Source organism: Parapusillimonas granuli, from assembly GCF_013416525.1.
Lineage (GTDB): Bacteria > Pseudomonadota > Gammaproteobacteria > Burkholderiales > Burkholderiaceae_B > Parapusillimonas > Parapusillimonas granuli.
On record NZ_JACCEM010000001.1, the window covers coordinates 35,040 to 58,686 of the forward strand.

The following is a 23,647-nucleotide window of genomic DNA, read 5'->3' on the forward strand; positions in this document are numbered from 1 at the left end:
CGGCCCGGTGCCGCGTCCTTTTGTCTTGCCTTCCGCCTTTGCCCCTCGCTGGCGCTCCGGGCAGCGGCGGCCCGGCGGCGCTGCTGCGCGAGCAGCCAGCGCGCCGGCGAACGCGGCGACGGCCATAGGTCGGGCGCGTTCGAGGCAAGACGCCTGCACATGGGAATGCAGCGCGAAATGCGGCGCCCGATACGAAGGATCGGCGCTTGCACTGCACGCGCGACGACATGCGGAAAGCCACGGGATCGGCACGCCCGATGGCACGACAAGATGCACGGCAACGTGCAGCGAGTCGGCGGCCATCATGGGCGGGCCTCCAGCCAGATCGGGCGCGCGACGCCGATCACGGCGGATGCGCTGACCGGCCCGAAATACCGGCTGTCGAACGACGCCGGATTGGTCACACTGAGCAGGAACAGTTCACCAGGCCGAAGCTGCCGACACTGCGGCCAGGATGCCAGCGGGCGGCCCAGCCGGTCGGCGGGCCGAACGGCAGCCACCGGCACGCCGTCGATCCACACCAGCGCATCGAAAACGCAAACGTGCTGTGGCGCGACTGCACCCACGCGCTTGAGCAATGGCACGCGCGCCGGCAGGTAGCCGCGCTGCGCGGCCAGCGCGGCGGTGTCTGGCGGCAGCGTGGTCAGGACGATGCTGTCCACGGACAACGGACGTGGCAGCGAGCCGGGCCGATGGTGCAGCGGATCGACGCGATACCAGCCTACGGGAACGCTGTCGGACGGGTTGTAGATCAGGCGCGGCAGCGGCTGCACGAAGGACGCCCAGGCCAGCGCAGCGAGGCCGCAGGCGGCGAGGCCCGCGAGCACGATGCGAGCGCGCAAGCGTGAGCGGGCGTGCGAGCGAGGACGCGGCGCGGTGCCGCCAGTGGAAACGGCGGTCATGGCAGCGCCCTCCCGGTCAGCCAGGCGGCGTGCCGCTCGGCGGTGTATTCGGGCAGCGGCAGGCGCGCGGCGAGCCGGTTGGCGAGCGTGCGCCAGTACGCGGGCGAAACGGCGACAGGCGCGATGCCCAGCGCCTCGATGGCGTCGATGCGCTCCAGCACGGCGCGCACTTGCCCGTCGCCCTCGGCGTGCAGCAGCAGGCGCGCGCCGGGCTGCACGCCGGGGATGCGCTGCGCCGCGTCCAGCGGTGTGCAGGCTTGCATCACCATGAGCTGCCAGCGCACGGTGCCGAAATCGTTGGACTGCCAGCGCACGCGGCAGAACACCGCGCCCGGCAGGAACACCGCGCTGCGCCGCCAGCGGTCGAGCTGGTGCGTGCGCGCGGGTTCGCCGAAGCGCAGGTAGAGCTTGAAACGGGCCTCGATGTAGGCCAGCGCCACGCGCGTCAGCGGCGCGCTGGCGGGCTGGCCGACAGGCGCAGCCAGCGCAGCCGTGGCCGCGACGGCGGCAGGCGAAGCGGATGCGGTCATGGTGTGTTCTCCCTGTGGTTCTCGGGAAACTCCCGCTCCAGCAGGCCGCGCAGCAGGTCGGCCACGGTCACGCCTTGCGTGAAGGCCGATACCTTGATGCGTGCCCGCATGGCGGGCGTGATGTCGAGGGTGAGGCGGGCCGTGTAGAGGTCGCCCTTGCCCAGCGCATCGGCATCGCCTTGCCGAATCCACGCCTCGGCGTGCGGATTCGCGGGCGGACGCGCGCCGATGCCGACGCGCTTTGCCGCACGTTTGCTGTTCGGTGGTGGCTTCGCTGTCATGTCGTCAACCGCAGCAGTTCATCCACAAGGGCGGTGATTTCCCGTGCGGCGGCGCTGTCCGGCGCCGTCTCGCGTGCAAGCCGGCCAGCGGCCACGCTGTCGGCGAACACGATGCGCTGATGCACTTCCGCGCGCAGCGCAGGAAGTGGCTGGTCAGCGAGCGCCTGGCGCGCTTCGCGCCCGATCACGGTGGTACTGACGCGCCGGTTGATGACGAAGGCCGCGCGCAGCGCAGGCCGAAAGACTTGCGCCTCGCGGATCAGTGCGACCATCTCGGCGCTGGCCCACAGGTCATACGGGCTGGGTTGCACCGGGATCAGTACGCGCTCGGCCGCCAGCAGCGCGGAGCGCGCCAAGGCGGCGATGCGCGGCGGCCCGTCGATGACGACGTGATCGGCCCGCCTGGCGAGTTCTGGCGCTTCCTGATGCAGCGTTTCGCGTGCGAGGCCCACGGCGCTGAAAAGCCGTGGCAAGCCCTGCTGGCTTCTGCGTTGCGTCCAGTCCAGCGATGAACCCTGCGGGTCGGCGTCCAGCAGCACGACGTGCTGGCCGCGCATCGCCAGCTCGCCGGCGATGTGGGTGGCGAGCGTGGTCTTGCCCACGCCGCCCTTTTGATTGAGCAGCGCGACGATCATGGCCTGGCCCTCCTTGCTGGAAAGCCCGGCTGTCGCTGCTGCGTTGGTGGCCGCGCGGCGGTTATCCACCGCAGCGGCGTTTCCCTACTAAAAGTTAGAGAATTTAAGTTAGGGAAGTTAGAGGGCGCGGAAACCCAGTGCTGGCGCGGGTTTGCGGCCGATTTTGTTGCCTGATAGCACGATAGTTCGTTGCCTGATAGCACGATACTTCTGTTGCCCGATAGCACGAGTCCGTCCACAGGCTCTCCCGCAGTTATCCCCGTGCCGTGGACGGCACGGGCCGGAACGTGAGCAGCGGCGACGAAAGCCCGGAGACGTGCTCGATGCCCAAGTGGTAGCCGGGCAAGGACTGCCGCCCGACCAATGCCCGCAGGTCGGCGGCGAAGTCGTAGTAGCGCGCCACGCTGCCCGATTTGCGGTACAGGTGCTGAAAGTCGAACTGCCAGCCGTGTTCCTGCTTGCCGCCGTGCTTGCGCACCAGGCGGTACAGCCACCGCTCTATGCCACCGGTCAATCGGAAATACGCCGGGTCGATGGTCAGCACCAGGGCGGCGTCGATCACGCCCGCATAGAACCAGTCCGGCAGGATCAGTTCGATGCCCAGCGGCGTGCCGCTGGCATCGGCCAGTTCCTTCCATTCGTTGATCCATGAGAAGCGATGCAGGCGCCGCCCGGTCGTCTCGCGGATGGATGTGGCTACCGTCGTCGATTGCAGGCGATCCAGGGCCGCTTTGAGGCGCTGGTAGTCGCGCAGCGACGTGCCGCGGCCGATGAAACGCAGGATCTCGTAGGGCGTGGCCTGCATCAGCCGCGACGGGCGCAGGCCCGCGTCGCGGGCTTCCACGATCTGCGAGGCTGCCCATATCAGCACGTCCGCGTCCCAAATCGTGGCGATGCCGTGCTCGGCTGTGCCCTCCACGCGGATCGTGACGTTGCCGGCCCGGAAGTCGATTGGCGCAACGCGCCGAGACTTCGCCAGCGAGAAGAACGGAAAGGCCATCAAGTCCTGGCTGTCGCGCGGCGCCATGTCGCCCGGCAAGGCGCGGAACAGGTCGAGCTGTTCGCGCTCTTGCATCGGCCGCTGCCGCACGGGCAGCGCGGGGCTGGACATGGCGATGGCCTGACGCGCGCCAGCGATCAGCGCGCACGGCTGTCCGCCGAGTGGTGCTCGGCGTACTCGGGATCGGAAGTCGTCTCGAAGCTGCGGTCGGCGGCCCAAGCATCAAGGTCGGCCACGGCGTACATGACGCGCCGGCCGAACTTGCGAAAGCGTGGGCCGCCGCCGATCACGCGCTGCTTTTCCAGCGTGCGCGGCGACAGGCGCAGGTACTCGGCGGCTTCGTCGTTGGTGAGGTAACGCTGCGGCTGCGCGGCAGCGGTCGAGACAGTGGCGGCAGGCCGCAAGGGAGCGGGACGCATGGTGTGAACCTCCATCGTTTGAAAACGCCCGGCCACACAGCGCGACCGGATAGAGGCAGTCTCAAGAAACGAGGGGTTTTCGATCAGGGACGTTTTGCGTCGGCTGCAAAACGTCCCTTCTCAAGCGGCGCAAGCTGTGCTAGGCGGCGATAGCCGCCGCGCATCAGCGCATCGCCGCGCCGTACCAGACGGCGCACGCGGGCGCGCAGATCACCGTCGGCGTGCCAGTCGGCCGCCACGGCATCGGCGCCGAACAGCCCTTCGGCGATTTCGCGCAAGGACGCGCCCGCCAGGGCTGCGTCGAGCGCCTGCAAGGTGTGCAGTTCCAGCAGCGCGGCGAGTGTCGGCCGGGGCTTGGCATCGGCCAGGTCTGAGCTGGGCACATACCCGCGTGCAAGCGCAGTAGCGCCGCCGCGGTGGGCATAGGCGACAGCCATGCCGTCCTCCAGGCCAGGCGCCAGCGCGAAGCGCGCGCATCGGCCAGGGCTGCGCGCGATCAGCGCCAGCCCTTTACCGTCATGCAGCAGTTGCTTGTGCCCAGGGATGTGCCAGAAGGCAAAGACCGCCGCATCGAGCGGCGGGTCGGCGTCGGGATAGAGCTGCACCACGGCAGCGTGGCCGGGCAGCCAGGCTGGATGCGCGTCGCGCGCATCCAGCACCGGGTCTTCCAGAAGGCGCAAGCCCCAGCGATGTGCCGCGTCCTGTGCCGCCTGCGGCCGGCGATGACGGCGCAGCCAGTCGAGCCGGTAGTCGGGGTGCCTGCGCAGGTATTCCCAGGCGAGCGCAAGGTCGTCCAAGTGCAGCGCGTACAGGTACGCGGCAGTCGGATACCAAGGCTCGGCGCTGCGATCGACCATGACGCAACCTCCCTGCGAACAGGACGGGCCGCCACGGAAGAACTACGCGCTACATCGGTATCGTCAGAACGTCATGGGTTAAAAAGATGGATGGGGCTGTCAAGACCGATTGGCTCCGATGCGTTGCGGTAGTCGTCTCAATGGCGGGGCAGCAGCGCCCCGGCCGTGGGACGCCGTACCGTCCAGCCTGCCGCAGCCCGCGCGGGGCATCATGTCTATTTGGATCAGACTGGCGCGGCTATGCCGCAAGAATCCCGATTGAGACTTGCCCGGTATGACACCAGACTGAAATAGTCACAGTGCGCGGGGTTCAGTCCGGGATGGCCCCGTCCTGCTCGGCCAAGCGGGTGTATTCCGACAGCGTGCGCTTGGGCCGGAAATAGAGGTCACGCAGTACGGGCCGCTTGAGCGGCCCGACGATGGATGCCAGGTCGGACAGTTTGACGGTGCCTTGTGCCGGCATCCCTAACCCCAAGTCAATGAGGCCCCAGGCGGTGTCGCCGTCGGCGGGGTCGAGCGCGGCCAGCAGCCAGGTCACATGCGCGTCCGGCGTGAACAGCCGCACCACGGGCACCGGGTCGATGGCCCGGCCAGCGGCACGGGCCTCGCCGTTGGCGAGCAGTTGCGCGCGCTCCGGGGCGGTGGTGAGTGGCTGGGGCATGGTCGGCAATCCCACAAATCCAATGTTGCACGAACACGGTTTCACGGCGAAGCGCAGAACCGCCAAACCGGATTTGCGCCTTCGTGCGCAAGCACGGATGCGGTTCCGTGGCTTTACTGGAACCCGCCGATGCGGATTTCCGTAAAGGCACGAAAACGGAGAACAACACCAAATGAACACTATAGATTGTAGTCCTATAGGGCGCAATGGGCTGTCATCTTGGTTTTTGAAGGGAAACCATAGGTGGCGGCTGGGTATTCATTGGCAAAGGCGTTAAAGACGATCAGAAAGGCGCGTGGCTTGAGCCAGGAAGCCTTCTCTGACGTGTCCAGCCGCACCTATATGAGTACCCTCGAACGCGATCTGAAAAGCCCGACCTTCCACAAGCTGGCGGAGTTGTGCGAGGTGATGGAGATCCACCCGCTCACGCTGCTGACGCTGGCCTATGCGGGCAACAGCCCGAGCAAGGCCGACGAGCTGCTGGCGCAGGTGCGCCAGGAGCTAGAGGCGGTGTTGAGCGAACGCGACGCGGCGAAGCCGCGTGCGTGATGCGGTGATGTGCTGCGATCAGCAGCACAGCGCCCCGCCGCGATGGGCGGGGCGCTGCGGCGGTCACGCCGCCTGGGGCTTGCTGCGCGACCAGATCAGGTCGTGCGTGCCGTCCTCGCCTTCGATCAGGCGGGCATAGACTGGCGCCGGGAACGAAGGATCGTCAATGCTCACGGACTTGTAATCCCGCCCGGCCTCGCTTTTCTTGTTCCATGCCGCGCCGATGTCGTGACCGGCGGCCTGGAGCCGGAAGTCGGGAGCGTTCTCGCTGCTGCCCTTGTCGTTGGGAACCAGCTTGACCTTGACATTGAGCGTCAGGGTGCGAAGCGTGCCGGTGAAGCCGTCTTTGTCTGCGGTGAAGGTGCCGATGTTGGCCATGATGTTTTCTCCTTTCGGTTGAACAAGGTTCGCGCCCATCGCGTCCTTGTTGTGATCCGGTCGGCGGGGGACGGGCTGGCTGCACCGCTTGCGGTCGAAACGCAGTGGAGAACCGGAAGGTGAAAAGAGTTTGCTGCGCGAGGAAGCCGCGCAGCGGCGGGGAAATTGTTTTCGCCGGACGCTTGCAGTCATGAAGCCCGAGGCGCAGCTGCGCCCCCGCCAGGATTCACAACGAGACAAGGACGCCTTGGGCCGAACCGCTCCGAAAGGAGATGGGGCCGGCTCGGCATCCCCGCATGAAGGCTGCTCCGGCTCGCCCGCTGACGCGGGCCAGGTCAACCACCCGACGACAGGAGAGAACGCCCCTGCCGCACCTTGCGGTGCCGGTCTTGAGGCGTGGCGTGGAAGCTCCATAGCGATGCCGGGCGGGTTGTCCGTGAACCGTCCTTCGTGACGTGACAGGCAGGAACCGCCAGCGTTGAGGGCGGCACGCATTTGCACAACCTGCCGCAGCAAGCGCCAGCGTGTTCGCCAGCGCGCCGTCTATTGCGGCGGGGCGCTGGCCGGGCCGATCCGGCGCAGCCGGTTCGGCTGCATCAAGTGGTGCCAAGCTGTGCGCGGCGGGGATAGGCCGCAGGGCTTTCCCCTGGATGCAAGCGCAGCGCGCAGCGCCGCAGGCGCGAAGGGGTGAGGGATTGAAGCCGAATGGCCGTGACGGCAAAGACGGCACGGGGCGAAGCCCGAAAGCCCGGCGGCGCATCGCACCGACACGCCCAGGCCATTTCCAAGCTGAGGGCCATGCACGCGGCACACTCGAAACTGACGCCGTTGCCACGCATTGCGCGCATGACGTTGCCGGGCCAGATACCCGGCTGCATCAACGCCGCCGCCTGAGCCAGTGCGAAGGCGGCGACGTTCTGGTGCGGCTGTTGGCCTTGAACACCGGGCGCGGCCACTGCCGCGCCCGGATTTGCGTTTCACCGCGCCCAGGACGGAACGGCCTGGGCGCGGTGCTGTTCGGGTTATTCCTTCGTCTCGATGAGCCACCACACGGCACGCGGCAAGGCGCGGCCCGTGATGGGGTGAATGTCGGTTAGGTCGGCGCGGGCTGACCAGCCCGAGGGCGGGCGGTAGCCGCGCACGTCGCCGTCGCCGTGCCAGCGGCGGGCGCGTACCGCGCCGGGGGCGTAGATCGCCGCCATGCGTGGGCGGCTGGTGGTCGTGCGGGTCATGGGGTGTTCTCCTTCCAGCGAAGCGCCCCGGTCGAGGCCGGGGCGCTTGCCTTCGGCGCGAGTCAAGCGGCCAGCGCCTCGGCGGGTTCATCCGCCATTGCCTCGGCATCCTCCGGGGCGTCGTCCTGCTCCTGCGGTTCTGCCTGCGTGGCTTCCGGCGTTTCGGCCTTGAAGATGGCGGGCATCCAGCCCGTGCCATCGGCCAGCCGTTCCGCTTCGCTGGCAATGTCGGCCTTCTTCAACTTCGCCAGCCGGGCGGTTTGCGTCGGGGCGAACTGCTCCACGGCTTCCAGAATCGCGGCCTTCGGTACATGCCGGAAATACCCCTCGGCGGTGGGCTGCCACCACGCGGCCATGTCGAGGCCCACGGCCCGCGCCAGTTCCGCGCCGGGCTGGTGCGGCGTGGCGCGGGGCGTCACCACGTCCACCGTGGAAGCCACGCACACGGCCAGCAGCTTGACCAGTTCGTCTTGCGACTTCGCCAGCAGTGCGGCGAACAGTTCGGCGCTGTCCTGCGGCAAGCCAGCACCTGCCACCTGTTGCAGTTCGCGCAGCGCCACGGCGGCGGACGATTCCGGCCAATCCGGGGCCATGCCTTCCAGCCGGTCTTGCACGCTGAGGCGCACGCCGAGCGGCAGGTCGTCGCCGTAGGCGTCGGGCTGCAAAACCTTCTGCACCATGCCATGCACCAGCGCGGCCAGCGCCGCTTGCGGATGCCGTGCCACTTCGATTTGCAGCGCCGCCGTGCGGTGGGCGCTCAACCGCTGCGCCAGCCGGTCGGACAGGCTCGCGGCCTTGGGCGCGTCGTCGGCGTCGTGGCCTTCGTCGTTGTCGGCTTCGCCTTCCGCGTTGCCGAAACCGCGCCGCAGCTTTTCCAGCGTGCGCAGTGCCTTGGCCTCGGCCTCGCGCAGCAGGCCGCGATGAATGACGGCCTCGCCGTTGCGGTCGATGGTGACGATGGCACCGGCCACCTCGCGCACCTCGGGCGCATAGCCTTGTAAGGCGTCCTCCGCGTCTTGCAGTTCCCCGACCACCTGATCGCGCCGCTGTTCCAGCTTCTCGGCCTTGACCTCGTCCTCGGCGTCGCAGGCTTCTTCCAGTTCGGCGTCGATCTTTTCGAGGCGGTTTTCCAGCGAGGCGATGCGGCGGGCCTCGCGGGCGGTCGGCTCGCGGCGATGGCGCGGGGCGTTCTGGAACGCCTGCCGTTCCTCGTAGGCCAGATGCGGCACGGCCTCCACCCATGCCCAGCCCTCGGCGCGCACGTCCTCGGCCAGCGTTGCCAGCTTCTCGCGCACCAGCGTTTCCAGCACTGCGGCGTCGGTGAGGTAGGTTCCGGCATCGCCTTCGGCGAACAGGTCGCGGCGGATGCCGCCGCCTGCCTGCCGGTAGGTGTCCAGCCCGACGAAGCGCACCAGCGCGTGCGTGGCGTCGATTTCGCGCTCGGTGAGGCGTGCGCGCAGCGCGGATGGGCCGCGCTGCCATTCCGGCGCACCATAGAACGCGGCTTCCTGCGCGGCGTGGTCGTCGGTGATGGTCAGGGCCATCAACTGTTCCAGCGTGACGGTTCCGGCGCGGTAGTCGGCCATCAAGCGCGGCGCGATGTGGGCCAGCTTCAAGCGCCGTTGCACCACCAGCGGGGACACGCCGAAGTCGGCGGCAATGTCCTCGATGGGTCGGCCTTCCTTGACCAGCGCAGCGAACGCCTCGAACTGGTCGGCGGGGTGCATCTGTTCGCGCATCAGGTTTTCCGCGAGGCTGACGGTGCGGGCGCTGCCATCGGCCACCAGCAGGCACGGCACTTCGTAGTCGGCGGGGATGCGGTGCTTCTTCGCCAGCAGCTTCAAGGCGGTCAAGCGGCGATCACCGGCCACCACCTCGTAATGCTCGCCATTGGCGGATGCGATCACGATCAGGTTTTGCAGCAGGCCGATACGGGCGATGCTCGCGGCCAGTTCGGGGATGGACAGGCGCGGCATCTTGCGGGCGTTGCGCTTGGAGCGGCGCGGCAGCAACTGCGAGAGGGAAACCAAGATCAGATTCTTGGACGGGTCGGCCATTTCCAGCGGTGCGACGGTTTCGATGGCGCGGGCTTCGGTTTGGGCTACGGCGTTCATGGTGATAACTCCTAACGATTCAGGGATGCAGCAGAGAGGGATGCGGCAAGGGCTGCTGCCTGCCCCTGCCGCGTGGGGATTCAGGCTTTCAACTGGCGCAGGCCATCGGCCAGCATCCAGAGGGCGCGATTGAGGCGCACATCGGAATCAATGCCCTGCACGGGGCGGGTACGTTGGCGGCGTCCGTTGGCGCTGCGGCCATGCAATCCGCCTTTGGTCAGGTTTTCTTGCGTGCGGTTGAACACGCTCCACAAGTCCGGGCGGCGGTCATCGAACCGGCGCGGCATCAGGATTTGCGATTCGGTGATGGGCGCGGGCTTGTTGTCGGTGGGGTCGTACTTGAGGGCCAGCGCGGCGCGGGCAAATACTTCGGCTTCGCCATCGTCCAGCGTGATGCCGCGCATCAGGTCGCGGGATTCCTTCACGCGCTCGAAGCCGCTCAACACCTCGAAAGCGCCTTCGATGACGGAACCGGCCACGTCGCCTTTGTGGGGCACGCGCACATCGGCCACGGTGTCGCCGCACACAAGGCCATTGCTGCAAACGAACCGGAACATTCCGGCGAGCATCTGATAGCTGCTCGTGCCATCGTGCGAGTTCAGCAGCACGATTTCATTGGCTTCCGCGCCGTTGATCTGGCTGGCGTGGCGCAGGCGGATCATGTGCTTGGTGTGCTCGCGGCGGCCTTCATCGCGCACGCGGGTCTGCGTCACCATAAAGGGTTGAAACCCCTCCTTGCGAAGCTCGGTCAGCACCGTGGCGGTGGGGATGTAGCTGTACCGCTCGGAACGGCTCTCATGCGGGGCATCCGCGAAGATGGACGGGGCCACCCTGCGAATCTGGTCATCGGACAGCGGGTAGTCGCTGCGCAGTGCTGGGGAATGGGAAGCGAAACGGGATGCGAGTTGCATGGTCTTTCTCCTGACGAAAAGGGTTTGCTGTTCAAACCGCACACCGGATTCCTAGATTCGGAGCCCAGCCTTTCGGTTGTTCGGTGCGGTCGGCACGAGGAACCCGGTTGGCCCTGTTGCCACCGTCTTTCCTGAGTTCATCGCCCGCGACGGTCAGGAGCACGCGAACGGGTGCCGTCAAGGAGGCAAGCGCAGGGTTGGTGCGGCCCGCAGGCGAAGCCGAGGACACGGCCCTGCGCGCCTTGACGGCGCACGGGCGCGGGCTACAGTCGCGGACAAGGTGATGAAGTCAGGGGAGACGGCTCGACAAGGCAACGGCCTTCCCTGTGTGCCGAACCGCACGGCAAGCGAAGCGCGCAGGCCCGAAGCTGGAAGCCGGGCCGGAGGCGTCAGCCGAGCGGAGCGAGGGAACGATGGAAGCCCGTCAGGGGCGAAACCCCGCAGGGGGTTCGATGCGCAGCACGACAGCGCGACCGGCCATGTTTCTTGGCCGGGGACGCCCGGATTTCAAAGCTCGATGCACAAGCTCATTCGCCAAGCATCGGGAAGCAGAGCCAGTTGTGCCGGTGATTGCTTCGGTCTGGCCGATCCCGCGTAGCCGGTTCGGCGGTCTTTGAGGGGCGCTAAGCATCGCGCGGCGGGGGTGGCCCGCAGGGCTTTCCCCTGGAGGCAAGCGCAGCGCCCCGTCAGGGGCGCGAAGGCATCACGCCGAGTCGTCAGGACACAGGCTGGATTCCGCAACCGGCATCCACGGCGAAGTCGAGTTCAGGTAGTAGCGCCTACCACGCGCATACAACCCCGAAGGCTCGGTGGGCTGGTAGAACCCGGTGACGCGGCGCCAGAACTGCACACCAAACTCGTTGGTGTAGATCACCGCGTCGCCGATCTTGAAGCACAGCGGCTGCCCGTTCTCCGGCGCGAACGGTTTGAGCGCATCGTGCTGCGCCGTGATTTCGATGATCTAGTCGTGATGGCTACTCATGGCATGGATCTCCTGCAAAGGTTGAGAAAGCACAAGGAGCGCCTTGCGGCGCTCCCAGGGCCGAGTCAGACAGCGATCCGCCCGGCCAGCCGCGCATCGCGTGCGTAGGCGCTCAACCGCTTCTCGGCGCGGAAAGACAGGTCGCGCTCGATCGGCAAGCCCAGCCCGCCGCGCACCGTCGCCAGCTCGCCCAGGCTGACCCAGCCGATTTCCGGCATCCCCAGGCCCAGGTCGCAAAGACCAAAGGCGTGGTCGTGGTCGTCGGGATCAATCTCGGTTAGCAGCCAGGTCGCGCCGCTATCCGGCGTGAACAGCTTGACCACGGGCGCCGGATCGAAGTCCGGGTTCTCCAGCGATTCGCGGCCGTTGGCCAGCAGCACGATGCGCTGCTCGTCAGTGATGAGTGCGTTGTTCATGGTGAACTCCTGAAGGGTTGCCGGGCGGAATTGCCCGACCCTTCCGTGGCACGGCGCAGCGCAAGCAGTCAGGGGTCAACGACGGCCGCCAGGACGCAAGCGCCATCGGCGCGCAGCCCTTGACGGCGAGCACGCCGTGGCACGATGAAGGGAACAGCAAGACCGCCTCCCTTGCACCTCCATATGCGTCGGTTTTAGGCGAGCAGAGCACCCAGGTCGGAGGCGCCAGGGGGCATAGCCGGATGGCCGTGATTCGACACGAAGCGCGGGACACAGCCCGCGAACCCGACGGCGGCACGCCGGGGCGCTACGAGGTTCTGTTTGCTGGTTTCTTGCGCAATGATTCAATAAATGTTGTATTATCGAACTATGAACGAAGATCAAGCTGTTTCCGCCCTCGGCGCCCTGGCCCACACCCAACGCCTGCGCGTGTTCCGCGCCCTGGTCGTCGCAGGCCCCGAGGGGCTGACGCCCAGCGTCTTGGCCGACCAGCTCGACGTGGCCCGCAACTCTCTGTCCTTCCATCTGAAGGAGCTGGCTCACGCTGGCCTCGTCACCATCGAACAGCAAGGGCGCAACCTGATCTATCGCGCTGACTTCGCGCAGATGAACAGTCTGCTTGGCTACATGACCGAGCACTGCTGCCAGGGCGGCGTATGCGAAGTCACTGAATCTCCCTCCACCTGTGCCTCCTGCTGAAAGGAACTCTCCATGAAGCGCTTCCACGTCCACCTGCACGTCGATGACTTGAACCGCAGCATCGGCTTCTATTCCCAACTATTCGCGGCGCAGCCTGCGCGCGTCGAAGGCGACTACGCGAAGTGGATGCTCGAAGACCCGCCGGTCAACTTCGCCATCTCCACGCGCGGCAGCAAGCCGGGCATCGACCACCTGGGTATCCAGACCGACGACGCCGAGGAACTGGCCGCCCTGAAACTCCGCGCACAAGCCGCCGACATGGCGTTGCTCGACGAAGGCACGACCACCTGCTGCTACGCACGCAGCGAGAAGCATTGGGTCACCGACCCGCAGGGTATTGCCTGGGAGCACTTCCACACGTTAGGCAGCATCCCGGTCTTCCATGAAGCGGCTTCAGTCACGACACCGATCACCGCACCGGCTTGCTGCACAGCAAGCCCCCGTTCTTCCTGCTGTTGAGAAAGCACACCATGACCACAGAGGCCGCATACAACGCACTGTTCATCTGCACGGGCAATTCCGCACGTTCCATCCTCGCCGAAGGCATCCTCAACAAACTGGGCCAAGGGCGCTTTCGGGCGTACTCGGCAGGTAGCCAGCCCAAGGGCGAAGTGCATCCGCTGGCGCTCGCCACGCTGGAGCGGCTGCACATGCCAACGACTGGCTACCGCAGCAAAAGCTGGGATGAGTTCGTAGCGCCGGGGGCGCCGGTGTTCGACTTCATTTTTACCGTCTGCGACAACGCCGCCGGCGAGGCTTGCCCGTTTTGGCCGGGCAAGCCGGTATCGGCTCACTGGGGCGTGCCCGATCCGGCAGCCGTCGAAGGTAGCGAAGAACAACGACTCAAAGCGTTCAAGGATGCCGCGCTGATTTTGCGCCGCCGCATCGAGCTGTTTCTCTCGCTGCCACTGCAACGCCTGGACGCCATGTCGCTGCAACGCGAGTTGCGAAACATCGGCCAAGAGTGAAGAGCGTCACTTCATCAACAACCAATTTGAAAGGACACCCCATGCCAAGCATCCAGATTTTCGACCCGGCGCTATGTTGTAGCACCGGCGTATGTGGCGTTGAAGTGGATCAAAACTTGGTGAACTTCGCCGCCGATGTGGATTGGGCCAAGCAACACGGTGCTCAGGTCGAACGCTTCAACCTGGCACAGCAACCCCTCGCTTTCGCCGAAAACCCGACAGTGAAAGGCTTTTTACAACGCTCGGGCCAAGAGGCGCTGCCCCTGGTTCTGGTCGATGGTGAGGTGGCCTTGGCCGGTCGCTACCCCAGCCGAAGCGAATTGACCCGCTGGGCTGGCATCGAGGCGCCCGAAGCCTCGCCAGCCCAAAACGCCTGCTGCTCTGGCGGCCGCTGCTGCTGAACAAGGAGATCCCATGCACTTCCTGACCCAGCCGCCTCGCTTCCTGTTTTTCACCGGCAAAGGGGGCGTCGGCAAGACCTCCATCGCCTGCGCAACGGCCGTGCAACTGGCGACCCAGGGCAAGCGTGTGCTGCTCGTCAGTACCGACCCGGCTTCCAACGTGGGGCAGGTTTTCGGCGAACGCATCGGAAACCACATCACGATGATTGCCGCCGTGCCGAATCTATGGGCACTGGAAATCGACCCGCAGGCAGCCGCGCAAGCGTACCGTGACCGCATAGTCGGCCCAGTGCGAGGCGTGTTGCCCGATGCGGTAGTGGATGGCATCGAAGAATCCCTGTCGGGTGCCTGCACCACGGAAATCGCCGCCTTCGATGAGTTCACGGCCCTGCTGACCGATGCGGCGCTGACGCAGGATTACGCGCACATCATTTTCGACACAGCCCCTACCGGCCACACCATCCGCCTGCTGCAACTGCCGGGCGCATGGAGTGGCTTTCTGGAAGCAGGCAAAGGCGATGCGTCGTGCCTGGGGCCGCTGGCGGGCCTGGAAAAACAGCGCAGTCAGTACAAGGCTGCGGTAGAGGCGTTGGCCGATCCCTTGCGCACTCGTCTAGTGCTGGTTGCCCGTGCGCAGCGCCCCACGCTGCGCGAGGCGGCCCGCACCCATGAAGAACTGGCCGCTATCGGCCTGTCACAGCAACACCTGGTCATCAACGGCGTATTTCCTGCCAGCGAGGCCGAAACCGATACGCTTGCCGCTGCCATCTACGAAAAAGAGCAGGCTACGCTGGCCGCCATTCCGTCTGTCCTCCAGGCGTTGCCTCGGGATCAGATCGCGCTCAAGCCGTTCAACCTCGTGGGCCTCGACGCTCTGCGCCATCTGCTGGTCGATACCGACGCCACATATGGCGCCGATGCCATCGAGCTGCCCGACCAGATCAATGCGCCGGACTTATCCGCCCTGGTCGATGAAGTCGCTGCCGATGGGCACGGTCTGGTCATGGTGATGGGCAAAGGCGGCGTGGGCAAGACCACGCTGGCCGCTGCCATTGCCGTGGAGCTGGCGGGCCGGGGCCTGCCCGTGCATCTGACCACCTCCGACCCGGCTGCGCATCTGGCCGACACGCTGGAAGGTTCGCTTCCCAATCTGGCTCTCAGCCGCATCGACCCCCAGGAAGCCACGGCACGCTATCGCCAGCATGTGATGGACACCAAGGGCGCGCAGCTCGATGCCGAAGGCCGCGCCTTGCTGGAAGAAGACCTGCGCTCGCCCTGCACCGAGGAAATCGCGGTGTTCCAGGCATTCTCCCGTGCCATCCGCGAAGGGGGCAGAAAGTTCGTGGTGATGGACACCGCGCCCACAGGCCACACCTTGCTGCTGCTCGACGCCACCGGCGCATACCACCGCGACATCGCCCGGCAGATGGGTGAGACGGGCGTTCATTTCACGACGCCGATGATGCAGTTGCAAGATCCGAAGCAGACCAAGGTGCTCATTGTCACCCTGGCCGAAACCACGCCCGTGCTGGAAGCGGCCAACCTGCAAGACGACCTGCGCCGCGCGGGCATCGAGCCGTGGGCCTGGATCGTTAACAACAGCGTGGCGGCCGCACATCCGCATTCCCCGCTGCTGCGCCAGCGTGCACGCAACGAGTTGCGGGAAATCGACGCCGTGGCCACACAACATGCCCGACGCCATGCTGTCGTGCCGCTTCTGACCGAAGAGCCGGTGGGAGTGGAGCGTCTGCGGGCTTTGGCAAACAGGAAAACCTCATGAATCACGACAGCCCCCAAAGCGGGCATTCGATGCTGAACACGCCATCGCGCCTGTCCTTCCTAGATCGCTATCTCACCGTCTGGATTTTCGCCGCGATGGCGCTGGGTGTTGCATTGGGTACGTTCTTCGACGGTTTGCCCGATGCGCTCAATGCGCTCTCGATCGGCACGACCAACGTCCCGATCGCCATCGGCCTGATCCTGATGATGTACCCGCCGCTGGCCAAGGTGCGCTACGAGACGCTACACGAGGTCTTCGCCGACCGGCGCGTGCTGTTGCTGTCACTGGTGCAAAACTGGATCATCGGGCCGGTGCTGATGTTCGTGCTGGCGGTGATTTTCCTACGCGACCAGCCGGAATACATGACCGGCCTGATCCTGATTGGACTGGCACGCTGCATCGCTATGGTGCTTGTGTGGAACCAGTTGGCGCGTGGTGATAACCAGTATGTCGCGGGCCTGGTCGCCTTCAATTCGATCTTCCAGATCCTGTTCTTCTCGACCTATGCCTGGTTCTTCCTGTCGGTGCTGCCGCCTGTGTTCGGCCTGCAAGGCAGCGTCATTGACGTGGGCTTTTGGACGATCACCGAGGCGGTACTGATTTACCTGGGCATCCCGTTCCTGGCCGGCTACCTGACCCGGCGCTCGCTGATTCGACGCAAGGGCCAGGACTGGTACGAGCGTGCATTCCTGCCGCGGATCAGTCCCATCACGCTGGCGGCGCTACTGTTCACCATCGTGGCCATGTTTAGCCTCAAAGGTGCCGACGTGGTGCGCCTGCCGATGGACGCGCTAAAGATTGCCGTGCCGCTGACACTCTACTTCGTGATCCAGTTCCTCATCAGTTTCTTTATGGGCCGGCTGATCCAGGCCGACTACCCACGCACCACCGCCATCGCCTTCACTGCCGCAGGCAACAACTTCGAGCTGGCCATCGCCGTGGCTATTGCGTCGTTCGGCCTGGCTTCGCCTGTCGCCTTCACCACGGTGATCGGGCCGCTGGTGGAAGTGCCGGTGCTCATCCTGCTGGTGCATGTCGCCTTGCGGTTGGGCCGCCGGTGGCGGCTCAAGGGCGCCAGCATGTATTCCGCCAACCCCACGAATCCCTGAACCGAGGCAATGGCATGAGCCAGATCAACATCTATCACAACCCCGACTGCGGTACGTCGCGCAACGTGCTGGGCTTGATTCGCAACAGCGGCGAAGAGCCGACCATCATCGAATACTTGAAAACACCGCCCGACCGCGAGACGCTGAAAACGCTGAAAACGCTGATCGCTGCGATGGGTGTGCCAGTGCGTGCGGTGCTGCGCGAGAAAGGCACACCTTATGCGGAATTGGGCCTGGATGACTCCAAATGGAGCGACGAACATTTAATCGACTTCATGCTCCAGCACCCCATCCTCATCAACCGCCCCATCGTGGTCACGCCGCTGGGCACACTGCTGTGCAGACCTTCGGAAGCGGTGCTGGGCATCCTGCCCCAGCCGCAGCGCGGTGCATTCAGCAAGGAAGACGGCGAAGCCGTCGTGAATGCGGAAGGCCACCGTGTCTGAATCCAGAATCGACCTACCCAATATCGACACCGCGCTGTTCCAGCAACCCGATGCCCAGCGGTTGATGGCACCTGAGCGTGCCACCCACGCGCCGCGCTTCCTGCTGCTTTACGGCTCGCTGCGCGAACGCTCGTTCAGCCGCCTGGCTGCCGAAGAAGCGGCACGCATCCTGAGCGCGCTCGGCGGTGAGACACGGATGTTCAACCCCTCGGGCCTGCCGTTGGTGGATGACGCGCCTCACGATCACCCAAAGGTCAGGGAACTGCACGAACTGGTGCAATGGGCCGAAAGCATGGTGTGGAGTTCGCCCGAGCGCCACGGTGCCATGACCGGCTTGATGAAGACCCAAATCGACTGGATTCCTCTGTCGGTCGGCGCGATGCGCCCGACACAGGGCAAGACGTTGGCGGTGATGCAGGTGTCGGGTGGATCGCAGTCCTTCAACGCCGTTAACCAGATGCGCGTGTTGGGCCGCTGGATGCGGATGCTGACCGTCCCAAATCAGTCTTCGGTCGCCAAGGCATACCAGGAGTTCGATGAAGCGGGACGCATGAAGCCCTCGGCCTATTACGACCGCATCGTGGATGTGATGGAAGAGCTGATGAAGTTCACGCTGCTCACGCGCGACGTGGCGCCATATCTGGTAGATCGCTACAGCGAACGCAAGGAAAGCGCCGAAGCCCTGAGCCGGCGCGTCAATCAAGCAGCGATCTGAGAGCCGCCATCGCAGCAAAAAGGGGGCCGAAGCCCCCTCGGTCAAATCAGACCGCGTTCGGCGAAGGATATGGTGCTGCCACCCGCCACGATGATGTGATCCAGCGTGCGGACATCCACCAGCGCCAGCGCCTCCCTGAGCCGCTGGGTCAGTACCTTGTCGGCGCCGCTCGGTTCGGGGTTGCCGCTCGGATGGTTGTGCGAAACGATGACCGCTGCCGCATTGAGCCGCAGCGCCTCCTTGACCAGCTCGCGTGGATACACCGATGCACTGTCGATGGTGCCTCGGAAAAGCTCGCTGTATTCGATCAGGCGATGCTGCGTATCCAAGAACAGCACAGCGAAGACTTCATGCTCGAAACCAGCCAACTTGGCGCTCAGGTACTCCTTGACCGCCACCGGCGAACTGAACGACGCACCGCGCTGCATCTTGTACTCGATGGCCTGGCGTGCGGCCTCCAGAATTTGGTCGGCTGTCGCCAGCAGGTAGCGGCCCTGTGCATCGCGCACCATCAGCGAGGCATCGAACGAGGAAAAGGACAGTTGCGACATAGTCGTGCTCCGGTTGCTCGGGCGGAATTGCCCGGAACCGTGGCCAGCACGGCGCAGCGCAAGCAGTCAGGGGTCGCAGACGGCCGCCAGGACGCAAGCGTGCATGGCACGCGCCGCCCTTGACGGCGAGAACGCCGTGATACGGTGAAGGTAACAGCAAGACCGCCCACACCCGCCCACTGCACACAGTCGGCTTTTGGGGCAAGCGGAGCACGCAGGCCCGAGAGGGCCGGAGGCGTCAGGGGTCAAAGCCGGATGGCCGCGATTCGGCACGAAGCGCGGGGCGCAGCCCGCGAACCCGACGGCGGCACGCCGGGACGCCCGACTGCTTGGGGCAGGACTACTCGTTGTCGGTCTTGCGCTGCTCGATCTGCAACTGCGCCCGCTGCGTTGCCTGTTGCAGCCGCTCCACCAGCACGCCCCTCGGCGGCAAGGCGGTCAGGTACTCGGCGACGTGGATGCCCGACTTGTCCAGCTCCAGCAATTCGATCTGCTCGCGCTTCTTGCCGGTGCAAAGGATGATCCCGAGCGGCGAGGCTTCCTCCGGCTCCCGTTCGTGCTTGTCGAGCCACCGAAGGTAAAGCTCCATCTGCCCTTTGTAGGCCGCCTTGAAGTCACCTACCTTCAACTCCACCGCCACCAGCCGCCGCAGCTTGCGGTTGTAAAACAGCAGGTCAAGGTGGAAATCATCGTCGTCAATCGGGATGCGCTTCTGTCGGGCCACGAAGCTGAAACCCGCGCCCAGCTCCAGCAGGAAGGATTCCATTTCGCGGATGATCGCCGCCTCCAAGTCGCCTTCCTGCCATGTGTCCCGCAGTCCCAGGAAGTCGAGGATGTATGGGTCGCGCATGACCAGGGCGGGCGACATGCGCTGCGCATCGCGCATCGTCGCCAGCTCCTGCGCGATCGTCTCGCCCGGCTTTTGGGACAGTACCGTGCGCTCGTACAGCATCGAGTCGATGCGCTCGCGCAGCGTGCGCACGCTCCAGCGCTCGGCGCTCGCCATCTGCGCGTAGTAGTCCCGCTGGAGCGGGTCTTTCAGCGGGATCAGGGCAATGAAGTGCGTCCAGCTCAATTCTCGTATCAGTGATACGAGAATCTGCTCGTCGGGGAAGGTGGTGGCGAACTGCACCATGCGGCGCAGGTTTTGCTCGGCAAAGCTGCTGCCGTACTCCTTCACCAACTGCGCCGCCAGGGTAGGCAAGACTTCCTTGCCATAAGCGCCCCGGCGCCCGTCCAAGACCTGCGTGTGGATGCGCTGGCCGATGCGCCAGTAGAGCATCGTCAGCTCGCTATTCACCGTCGAGGCGGCGTGCTTACGCGCCGCCTCGATCAGTGCCCGAATGTCGCCCAGCAGCGCCGACGGCGCTGCGGGCGATGCCACAGATGACCGGCGCCTGGTCATGCTGTCGCCTCCGCAGGAGGCTGCTTGGCGCCGGTAATCGCCTTGCGCCGGTTCGCCACCAGTTCGGCCGCCTCGCGCACTGGATCGTCCTCGGTGTGGACATAGCGCATGAACATCACGACGGTCTTGTGCGCCGTCAGCGCCATGCCGACCTTGACCGGGATACCTGAATTGGCAATGTCGGTCGCAGAGCGATGGCGGATGCCATGCGTCCCCACGTGCGTCGCACCCGCCGCCTTGAGCACGCGGCACCAGCCGCCGTAATATTCGCCTGTGGTCAGGTGCTGCGCCGGATGGCGTGGCGACGGCAGCACATAGGGATTGCCTTCCTGTCTCGGTGCCGTCGAAAGCAGCCGGTAGGCTTCCTCGCTCATGGGCTTGGACATGCCGCCGGTCTTGCTGTCGGGCCAGACGACGCGCCGATTCTCCAGATCGACCCATTCCCATTCGAGCGTGACGATTTCGGAGCGGCGGGCGGCGAACTCGAATTGCAGGCGAATCGCCAGAGGGATGACGTAGTTCTCAAGCCCTTCGACCTCGATCTTGTCGAGCTGCCGGAACAGCTTGCCCATGTCGTCGTCGCTGATGAGATGGGTGGACTTGCCGGCAGGGAACATCGGGACATGGCGGCAAGGATTGGTGCCGTCTGGCCGATAGCCCCACACCTCCGCCATGTTGAACATCTTGCGCAGGATGCTGAACGCCTTGTTCGCCTCGGTCTGCTTGTATGAAAGTTTCTCCATCAGCCCGGCAACGTCCGGCCGCTTCACGTCGTGAACCTTCTTGCGGCCCAGCAGCGGGATGATGCAGCGGTCGATGACGCCTTGATAGCCGACTCGGGTGCTGGGCTTGTTGCGCTTCTTGGAGTAGTCCTCCATGAACTTCTTGCACAATTCCTCAACGGTGGGTGCCTGGCGTGCCTCGGCCTTGTCCGCTGCCGGATCGCCGCCCCGGCGCACCTGGGCCAGCCATTCCTGCGCCAGCGAGCGGGCCTGTTCAACGGTCAGCTCGCCGAACAGGCCCAGGGCCGGCTTGCGTCGCTCGCCGGCGTTCGTTCGGTACTGGAGCATGAACACCTTGCGACCGACCGGCGTAATCTTGCACAGGAAGCCGGGAACAAGGGTGTCGCGCAGCTCGATGGCTTGCGCTTGGGGTTGTGCCGCATCTACTGCGGACTTGGTGAGCTTGATCTTAGCCATGATGACTCCTCGGAAAGACCCGATTCCCAGGAGCCTCGTAGGAGCCAGTAGAAGGGAAGCCGGGTCAAGTTTCAGAAAGCACCGGCATATGTTGAACTCGCCTAAGCCCTTGATAAACCTGCTGTATATGGCTGCGGCGTAGTCCAGCAAAGTGCGGTACTGGAGTCATCCTGAAATAAAAAATTCTTGCGACCCACACTGATCGCCCTGAGAGCGCGCTCGGCGACATTATTGTCTGCCTCGATGCGGCCATCGTCGAGCAAGCGCGTCAGGGCCTACCACTGGTTCAAGGCATAGTTGATCGCATCCGCGGTGACGGATTTCTTCGCAACGGTGGCCAACTGCTCTTTCAGCCAGGCATGCAGTGCGTGGACGATGGGTGCGGATTGCACTTGGCGAACCGCACGTCTTTCATCGGGCGGTTTTCCGCGGATCTCGCCTTCGATACGATAGAGTTCGGCAATGGTCTCAAGCGCGTGCGTCGTGATCGCCGAGGGGCGCTTCTCGTGGATATCGTAAAAATGCCGACGGGCGTGCGCCCAGCAGCCGGCTTCGAGCACCCGGCCAGTTTCGTAGACCGCGTTGTAGCCTGCGAACGCGTCGGCTTGCAGAATGCCGCTGTAGTCCTTCAGATGCGTCTGGGGATGGATGCCCTTGCGATCGGGCGAGTAGCGATACCAGGCTGCCGGCGGCAGGACGCCACCATGGGGGCGGTCATCGCGCACATAGGTCCACAGGCGCGCCTGGCGCGTCTTGCCGGTCCCCGGCGAGAGGACCGCGATGGGGGTATCGTCGGTGTGGATCTTCTGGGCGGCGAACACGTGCCGCCTCAAGGCATCGGTGAGCGGGCGTAGCAGTTCGTGCATGGCGCCGATCCAGTCGCCCAGGGTGCTTTCGCTGATCGGCACGCCTTCGCGGGCATAGGCTTGGGCTTGCCGGTACAGAGGCGCGTGATCCAGATATTTGGCTGTTGCGATGTGTGCCAGGAGCGCCGGGCCGGCGTAGCTGCGCGCAATCGGGCGGCTGCCCGCCGGCGCCTGCATGATGCGATCGCAACAGGCGCAGGCCAGACGTGGGCGTACGTGGCGCACGACATGGAAGCGCACCCGCACCAGATCCAGCACTTCGCTGACATCTTCACTCAGTCGCTTCCAGGTGCCGCCACAGTCGGGGCATTGAGTATCGGCGGGCAAGTGCTCTTTGGTTGCGCGCGGCAGGTGATCCGGCAGAGGCTGGCGAGGCGGCCTGGGGCTGGGTTTCGCTGCGGGCTGAGCTTCCCGCTTTTCCTCGCGCTCGCCCTCACTGATGTAGGCCTCTTCCAGTTCGAGTTCCAACTGCTCGATCTGGCGCAGCAGCTTCTCAGACTTGCGACCAAACAGCATGCGCTTGAGCTTTTCCAGCAGGAGCGTCAGCCGTTCGATTTCCAGCTTGTCGCCGTGCTTTTCCTGGCGCAGCGCATCACGCTCGGCGCGGGTGGCCTCCAGTTCTTCCAGCAGCGTCTGAAGCAGGGCCGTTTGGCCGCCCGTCGACGCAATTGCAGCGCGCAATGTGTCGAGTTTGGTGGGGCGGGAAACAGGGTTTTGCATGCCCGGCATTTTACCAAGTACAGGGCGGTCCCGGGCTGGACTGATCTTCGTAAACTCAACGTTTATGCGGGTTCACGCGCGATTTTGTACTGCTAGACCTGCGTGGGGCGATGGGTGCGTTTAGGGCGGCGCCAATCAATGCCCTCCAGCAGCATCGACAGCTGCGCGGAGGTCAAATGCACAGCGCCCGACGCTGCCACTGGCCAGACAAATCGGCCCTCTTCCAGCCGTTTTGTAAACAGACACATGCCATCGCCACTCCACCACAGCACCTTGATCCGGTCACCACGCCGGCCACGGAAGGCGAACACGTGACCGCTGAAGGGATCCTCCTGCAATTTGTCCTGCACGATAGCTGCGAGGCCATCGAATCCCCGGCGCATATCCGTGACCCCGGCAGCCAGCCACACCCGAGTGCCCGTAGGCAGCCCGATCACCGCAGTGCCTCAATGAGCAATCCGAGCGTTTCGGGCTCGACCTCTTCCAGGTGGATTTGGCCCTTTGGGAGGATGACCCTCAGTCGACCCAGCCGCTTCGTTACAACGGGCATATCCAGGCACTTCGGTGTTGCGGCGGTCGCTATCGCGACACAAGGCTCGGCATCCGTATCGACCAGCGCCACCGGCAACCGTGTCGGCACGGATGGCGTGGCTGCGATCACCGCACCATACTCACCACGGAAATATTCATTCCGCCAACGGCACAGCTGGTTAGGGTGCAGATCGTAGGCCCGCGCCACTTCGGCAACCGTTGCAGCCTGCTCCAGCAGGATCTCGACGACTTCGCGCTTGAAATGACGGTTGAAGCGTCGGCGAGGATGATTCCGGTAACTGATTTCGGGTGATGACATAGGTTCCAACGTATTTTTGATTGGAACCTATTTTCGCTATCTGGCGCTCATGCCTTCAAGACGGTGCAGAC

General features: G+C 65.0%; 28 protein-coding genes and 1 pseudogene. 9 read left to right on the top strand and 20 right to left on the bottom strand.

Translation table 11 applies throughout. The annotated features are described in order from the left end of the window. Positions 1–302: 302 nt before the first annotated feature. The 8 genes from H0A72_RS00190 to H0A72_RS00225 all read right to left on the bottom strand — a co-directional run bounded on the left by H0A72_RS00190 (position 303) and on the right by H0A72_RS00225 (position 5,285). Positions 303–902, bottom strand: coding sequence for a S26 family signal peptidase (locus H0A72_RS00190; RefSeq protein ID WP_033476314.1), 600 nt, complete (start codon positions 900–902; stop codon positions 303–305). Beyond that, complete coding sequence (locus H0A72_RS00195) at positions 899–1,432, bottom strand: DUF2840 domain-containing protein (RefSeq protein WP_033476313.1); 534 nt, start codon at positions 1,430–1,432, stop codon at positions 899–901. The genes H0A72_RS00190 and H0A72_RS00195 overlap by 4 nt, the downstream gene beginning before the upstream one ends. Beyond that, positions 1,429–1,713 (bottom strand): hypothetical protein, encoded by a 285-nt coding sequence (locus H0A72_RS00200; RefSeq protein WP_033476312.1) that lies wholly within the window; start codon positions 1,711–1,713, stop codon positions 1,429–1,431. The genes H0A72_RS00195 and H0A72_RS00200 overlap by 4 nt, the downstream gene beginning before the upstream one ends. Continuing rightward, positions 1,710–2,348, bottom strand: a complete 639-nt coding sequence (parA, locus tag H0A72_RS00205; RefSeq protein ID WP_033476311.1) for a ParA family partition ATPase — start codon at positions 2,346–2,348, stop codon at positions 1,710–1,712. Before parA ends, H0A72_RS00200 begins: the two co-directional genes overlap by 4 nt. Before the next feature lie 253 nt (positions 2,349–2,601). Continuing rightward, a complete protein-coding gene (locus H0A72_RS00210) occupies positions 2,602–3,459 on the bottom strand; it encodes a replication initiator protein A (protein ID WP_033476310.1) in 858 nt (285 codons plus the stop codon). Between the two features lie 26 nt (positions 3,460–3,485). Next, entirely contained in the window at positions 3,486–3,767 is a 282-nt protein-coding gene (locus H0A72_RS00215) for a helix-turn-helix transcriptional regulator (protein WP_003107109.1), read from the bottom strand. Between the two features lie 83 nt (positions 3,768–3,850). Continuing rightward, the gene (locus tag H0A72_RS00220; protein WP_033476309.1) at positions 3,851–4,624 is read right to left on the bottom strand and encodes a DUF7011 domain-containing protein; all 774 of its coding nucleotides are present in this window, start codon (positions 4,622–4,624) and stop codon (positions 3,851–3,853) included. A 310-nt stretch (positions 4,625–4,934) separates the two neighbouring features. Further along, the gene (locus H0A72_RS00225) at positions 4,935–5,285 is read right to left on the bottom strand and encodes a DUF2958 domain-containing protein (protein WP_033476308.1); all 351 of its coding nucleotides are present in this window, start codon (positions 5,283–5,285) and stop codon (positions 4,935–4,937) included. 243 nt (positions 5,286–5,528) lie between these two features. Here H0A72_RS00225 and H0A72_RS00230 point away from each other — a divergent pair, with 243 nt between their 5' ends. Continuing rightward, the gene (locus H0A72_RS00230; protein WP_033476307.1) at positions 5,529–5,834 is read left to right on the top strand and encodes a helix-turn-helix domain-containing protein; all 306 of its coding nucleotides are present in this window, start codon (positions 5,529–5,531) and stop codon (positions 5,832–5,834) included. 63 nt (positions 5,835–5,897) lie between these two features. Here the strand turns inward: H0A72_RS00230 and H0A72_RS00235 are convergent, their stop codons facing one another. From H0A72_RS00235 to H0A72_RS00260, 6 genes are all read right to left on the bottom strand, one after another. Next, positions 5,898–6,212 (bottom strand): DUF736 domain-containing protein, encoded by a 315-nt coding sequence (locus H0A72_RS00235; protein WP_023121644.1) that lies wholly within the window; start codon positions 6,210–6,212, stop codon positions 5,898–5,900. A gap of 1,022 nt (positions 6,213–7,234) precedes the next feature. Beyond that, the gene (locus H0A72_RS00240; RefSeq protein WP_033476338.1) at positions 7,235–7,444 is read right to left on the bottom strand and encodes a hypothetical protein; all 210 of its coding nucleotides are present in this window, start codon (positions 7,442–7,444) and stop codon (positions 7,235–7,237) included. A gap of 62 nt (positions 7,445–7,506) precedes the next feature. Beyond that, positions 7,507–9,558, bottom strand: coding sequence for a ParB/RepB/Spo0J family partition protein (locus H0A72_RS00245; RefSeq protein WP_033476306.1), 2,052 nt, complete (start codon positions 9,556–9,558; stop codon positions 7,507–7,509). 80 nt (positions 9,559–9,638) lie between these two features. Continuing rightward, positions 9,639–10,469 (bottom strand): DUF932 domain-containing protein, encoded by an 831-nt coding sequence (locus H0A72_RS00250; protein ID WP_180152754.1) that lies wholly within the window; start codon positions 10,467–10,469, stop codon positions 9,639–9,641. A 703-nt stretch (positions 10,470–11,172) separates the two neighbouring features. Continuing rightward, positions 11,173–11,319: a hypothetical protein gene (locus H0A72_RS22470; protein ID WP_425502556.1), complete on the bottom strand. Its 147-nt coding sequence runs from the start codon at positions 11,317–11,319 to the stop codon at positions 11,173–11,175. A gap of 197 nt (positions 11,320–11,516) precedes the next feature. Further along, positions 11,517–11,867 carry a DUF2958 domain-containing protein gene (locus tag H0A72_RS00260; protein WP_020203136.1) on the bottom strand — a complete coding sequence of 117 codons (351 nt, stop codon included), beginning with the start codon at positions 11,865–11,867 and terminating at the stop codon, positions 11,517–11,519. Positions 11,868–12,218: 351 nt separating this feature from the next. Between H0A72_RS00260 and H0A72_RS00265 the strand changes: the two genes are divergently transcribed. Genes H0A72_RS00265 through arsH form a run of 8 tightly spaced genes read left to right on the top strand, consistent with a single transcriptional unit; the run spans position 12,219 to position 17,985 of the window. Beyond that, on the top strand, positions 12,219–12,566 hold the full coding sequence (locus H0A72_RS00265) for an ArsR/SmtB family transcription factor (RefSeq protein WP_020203137.1): 348 nt from the start codon (positions 12,219–12,221) through the stop codon (positions 12,564–12,566). Positions 12,567–12,578: 12 nt separating this feature from the next. Beyond that, positions 12,579–13,025, top strand: coding sequence for an ArsI/CadI family heavy metal resistance metalloenzyme (locus tag H0A72_RS00270; protein ID WP_023124804.1), 447 nt, complete (start codon positions 12,579–12,581; stop codon positions 13,023–13,025). Positions 13,026–13,036: 11 nt separating this feature from the next. After that, the gene (locus tag H0A72_RS00275; RefSeq protein WP_008643209.1) at positions 13,037–13,534 is read left to right on the top strand and encodes an arsenate reductase ArsC; all 498 of its coding nucleotides are present in this window, start codon (positions 13,037–13,039) and stop codon (positions 13,532–13,534) included. 41 nt (positions 13,535–13,575) lie between these two features. Beyond that, complete coding sequence (gene arsD, locus H0A72_RS00280) at positions 13,576–13,935, top strand: arsenite efflux transporter metallochaperone ArsD (protein WP_008643208.1); 360 nt, start codon at positions 13,576–13,578, stop codon at positions 13,933–13,935. A 13-nt stretch (positions 13,936–13,948) separates the two neighbouring features. Then, positions 13,949–15,715, top strand: a complete 1,767-nt coding sequence (gene arsA / locus H0A72_RS00285; RefSeq protein ID WP_008643205.1) for an arsenical pump-driving ATPase — start codon at positions 13,949–13,951, stop codon at positions 15,713–15,715. Continuing rightward, positions 15,712–16,824 carry an ACR3 family arsenite efflux transporter gene (gene arsB, locus H0A72_RS00290; RefSeq protein ID WP_008643204.1) on the top strand — a complete coding sequence of 371 codons (1,113 nt, stop codon included), beginning with the start codon at positions 15,712–15,714 and terminating at the stop codon, positions 16,822–16,824. Before arsA ends, arsB begins: the two co-directional genes overlap by 4 nt. Positions 16,825–16,838: 14 nt before the next feature. Beyond that, the gene (gene arsC, locus H0A72_RS00295) at positions 16,839–17,270 is read left to right on the top strand and encodes an arsenate reductase (glutaredoxin) (protein ID WP_180152756.1); all 432 of its coding nucleotides are present in this window, start codon (positions 16,839–16,841) and stop codon (positions 17,268–17,270) included. Beyond that, positions 17,263–17,985: an arsenical resistance protein ArsH gene (gene arsH, locus H0A72_RS00300; protein ID WP_343060262.1), complete on the top strand. Its 723-nt coding sequence runs from the start codon at positions 17,263–17,265 to the stop codon at positions 17,983–17,985. The genes arsC and arsH overlap by 8 nt, the downstream gene beginning before the upstream one ends. A gap of 41 nt (positions 17,986–18,026) precedes the next feature. Here arsH and radC read toward each other — a convergent pair whose 3' ends face one another. The 6 genes and pseudogenes from radC to H0A72_RS00335 form a co-directional block, all read right to left on the bottom strand. After that, a complete protein-coding gene (gene radC, locus H0A72_RS00305; RefSeq protein WP_008643200.1) occupies positions 18,027–18,536 on the bottom strand; it encodes a RadC family protein in 510 nt (169 codons plus the stop codon). Between the two features lie 340 nt (positions 18,537–18,876). Then, positions 18,877–19,941 (bottom strand): PDDEXK nuclease domain-containing protein, encoded by a 1,065-nt coding sequence (locus H0A72_RS00310; RefSeq protein WP_180152766.1) that lies wholly within the window; start codon positions 19,939–19,941, stop codon positions 18,877–18,879. Then, positions 19,938–21,140, bottom strand: coding sequence for a tyrosine-type recombinase/integrase (locus H0A72_RS00315; RefSeq protein WP_023094592.1), 1,203 nt, complete (start codon positions 21,138–21,140; stop codon positions 19,938–19,940). Before H0A72_RS00315 ends, H0A72_RS00310 begins: the two co-directional genes overlap by 4 nt. A gap of 101 nt (positions 21,141–21,241) precedes the next feature. Continuing rightward, positions 21,242–22,735 (bottom strand): annotated as a pseudogene (tnpC, locus tag H0A72_RS00325) (IS66 family transposase). Positions 22,736–22,818: 83 nt separating this feature from the next. Next, a complete protein-coding gene (gene tnpB, locus H0A72_RS00330) occupies positions 22,819–23,163 on the bottom strand; it encodes an IS66 family insertion sequence element accessory protein TnpB (protein ID WP_180152771.1) in 345 nt (114 codons plus the stop codon). After that, a complete protein-coding gene (locus tag H0A72_RS00335; RefSeq protein WP_180152773.1) occupies positions 23,160–23,576 on the bottom strand; it encodes a transposase in 417 nt (138 codons plus the stop codon). Before H0A72_RS00335 ends, tnpB begins: the two co-directional genes overlap by 4 nt. Positions 23,577–23,647: the final 71 nt, after the last annotated feature.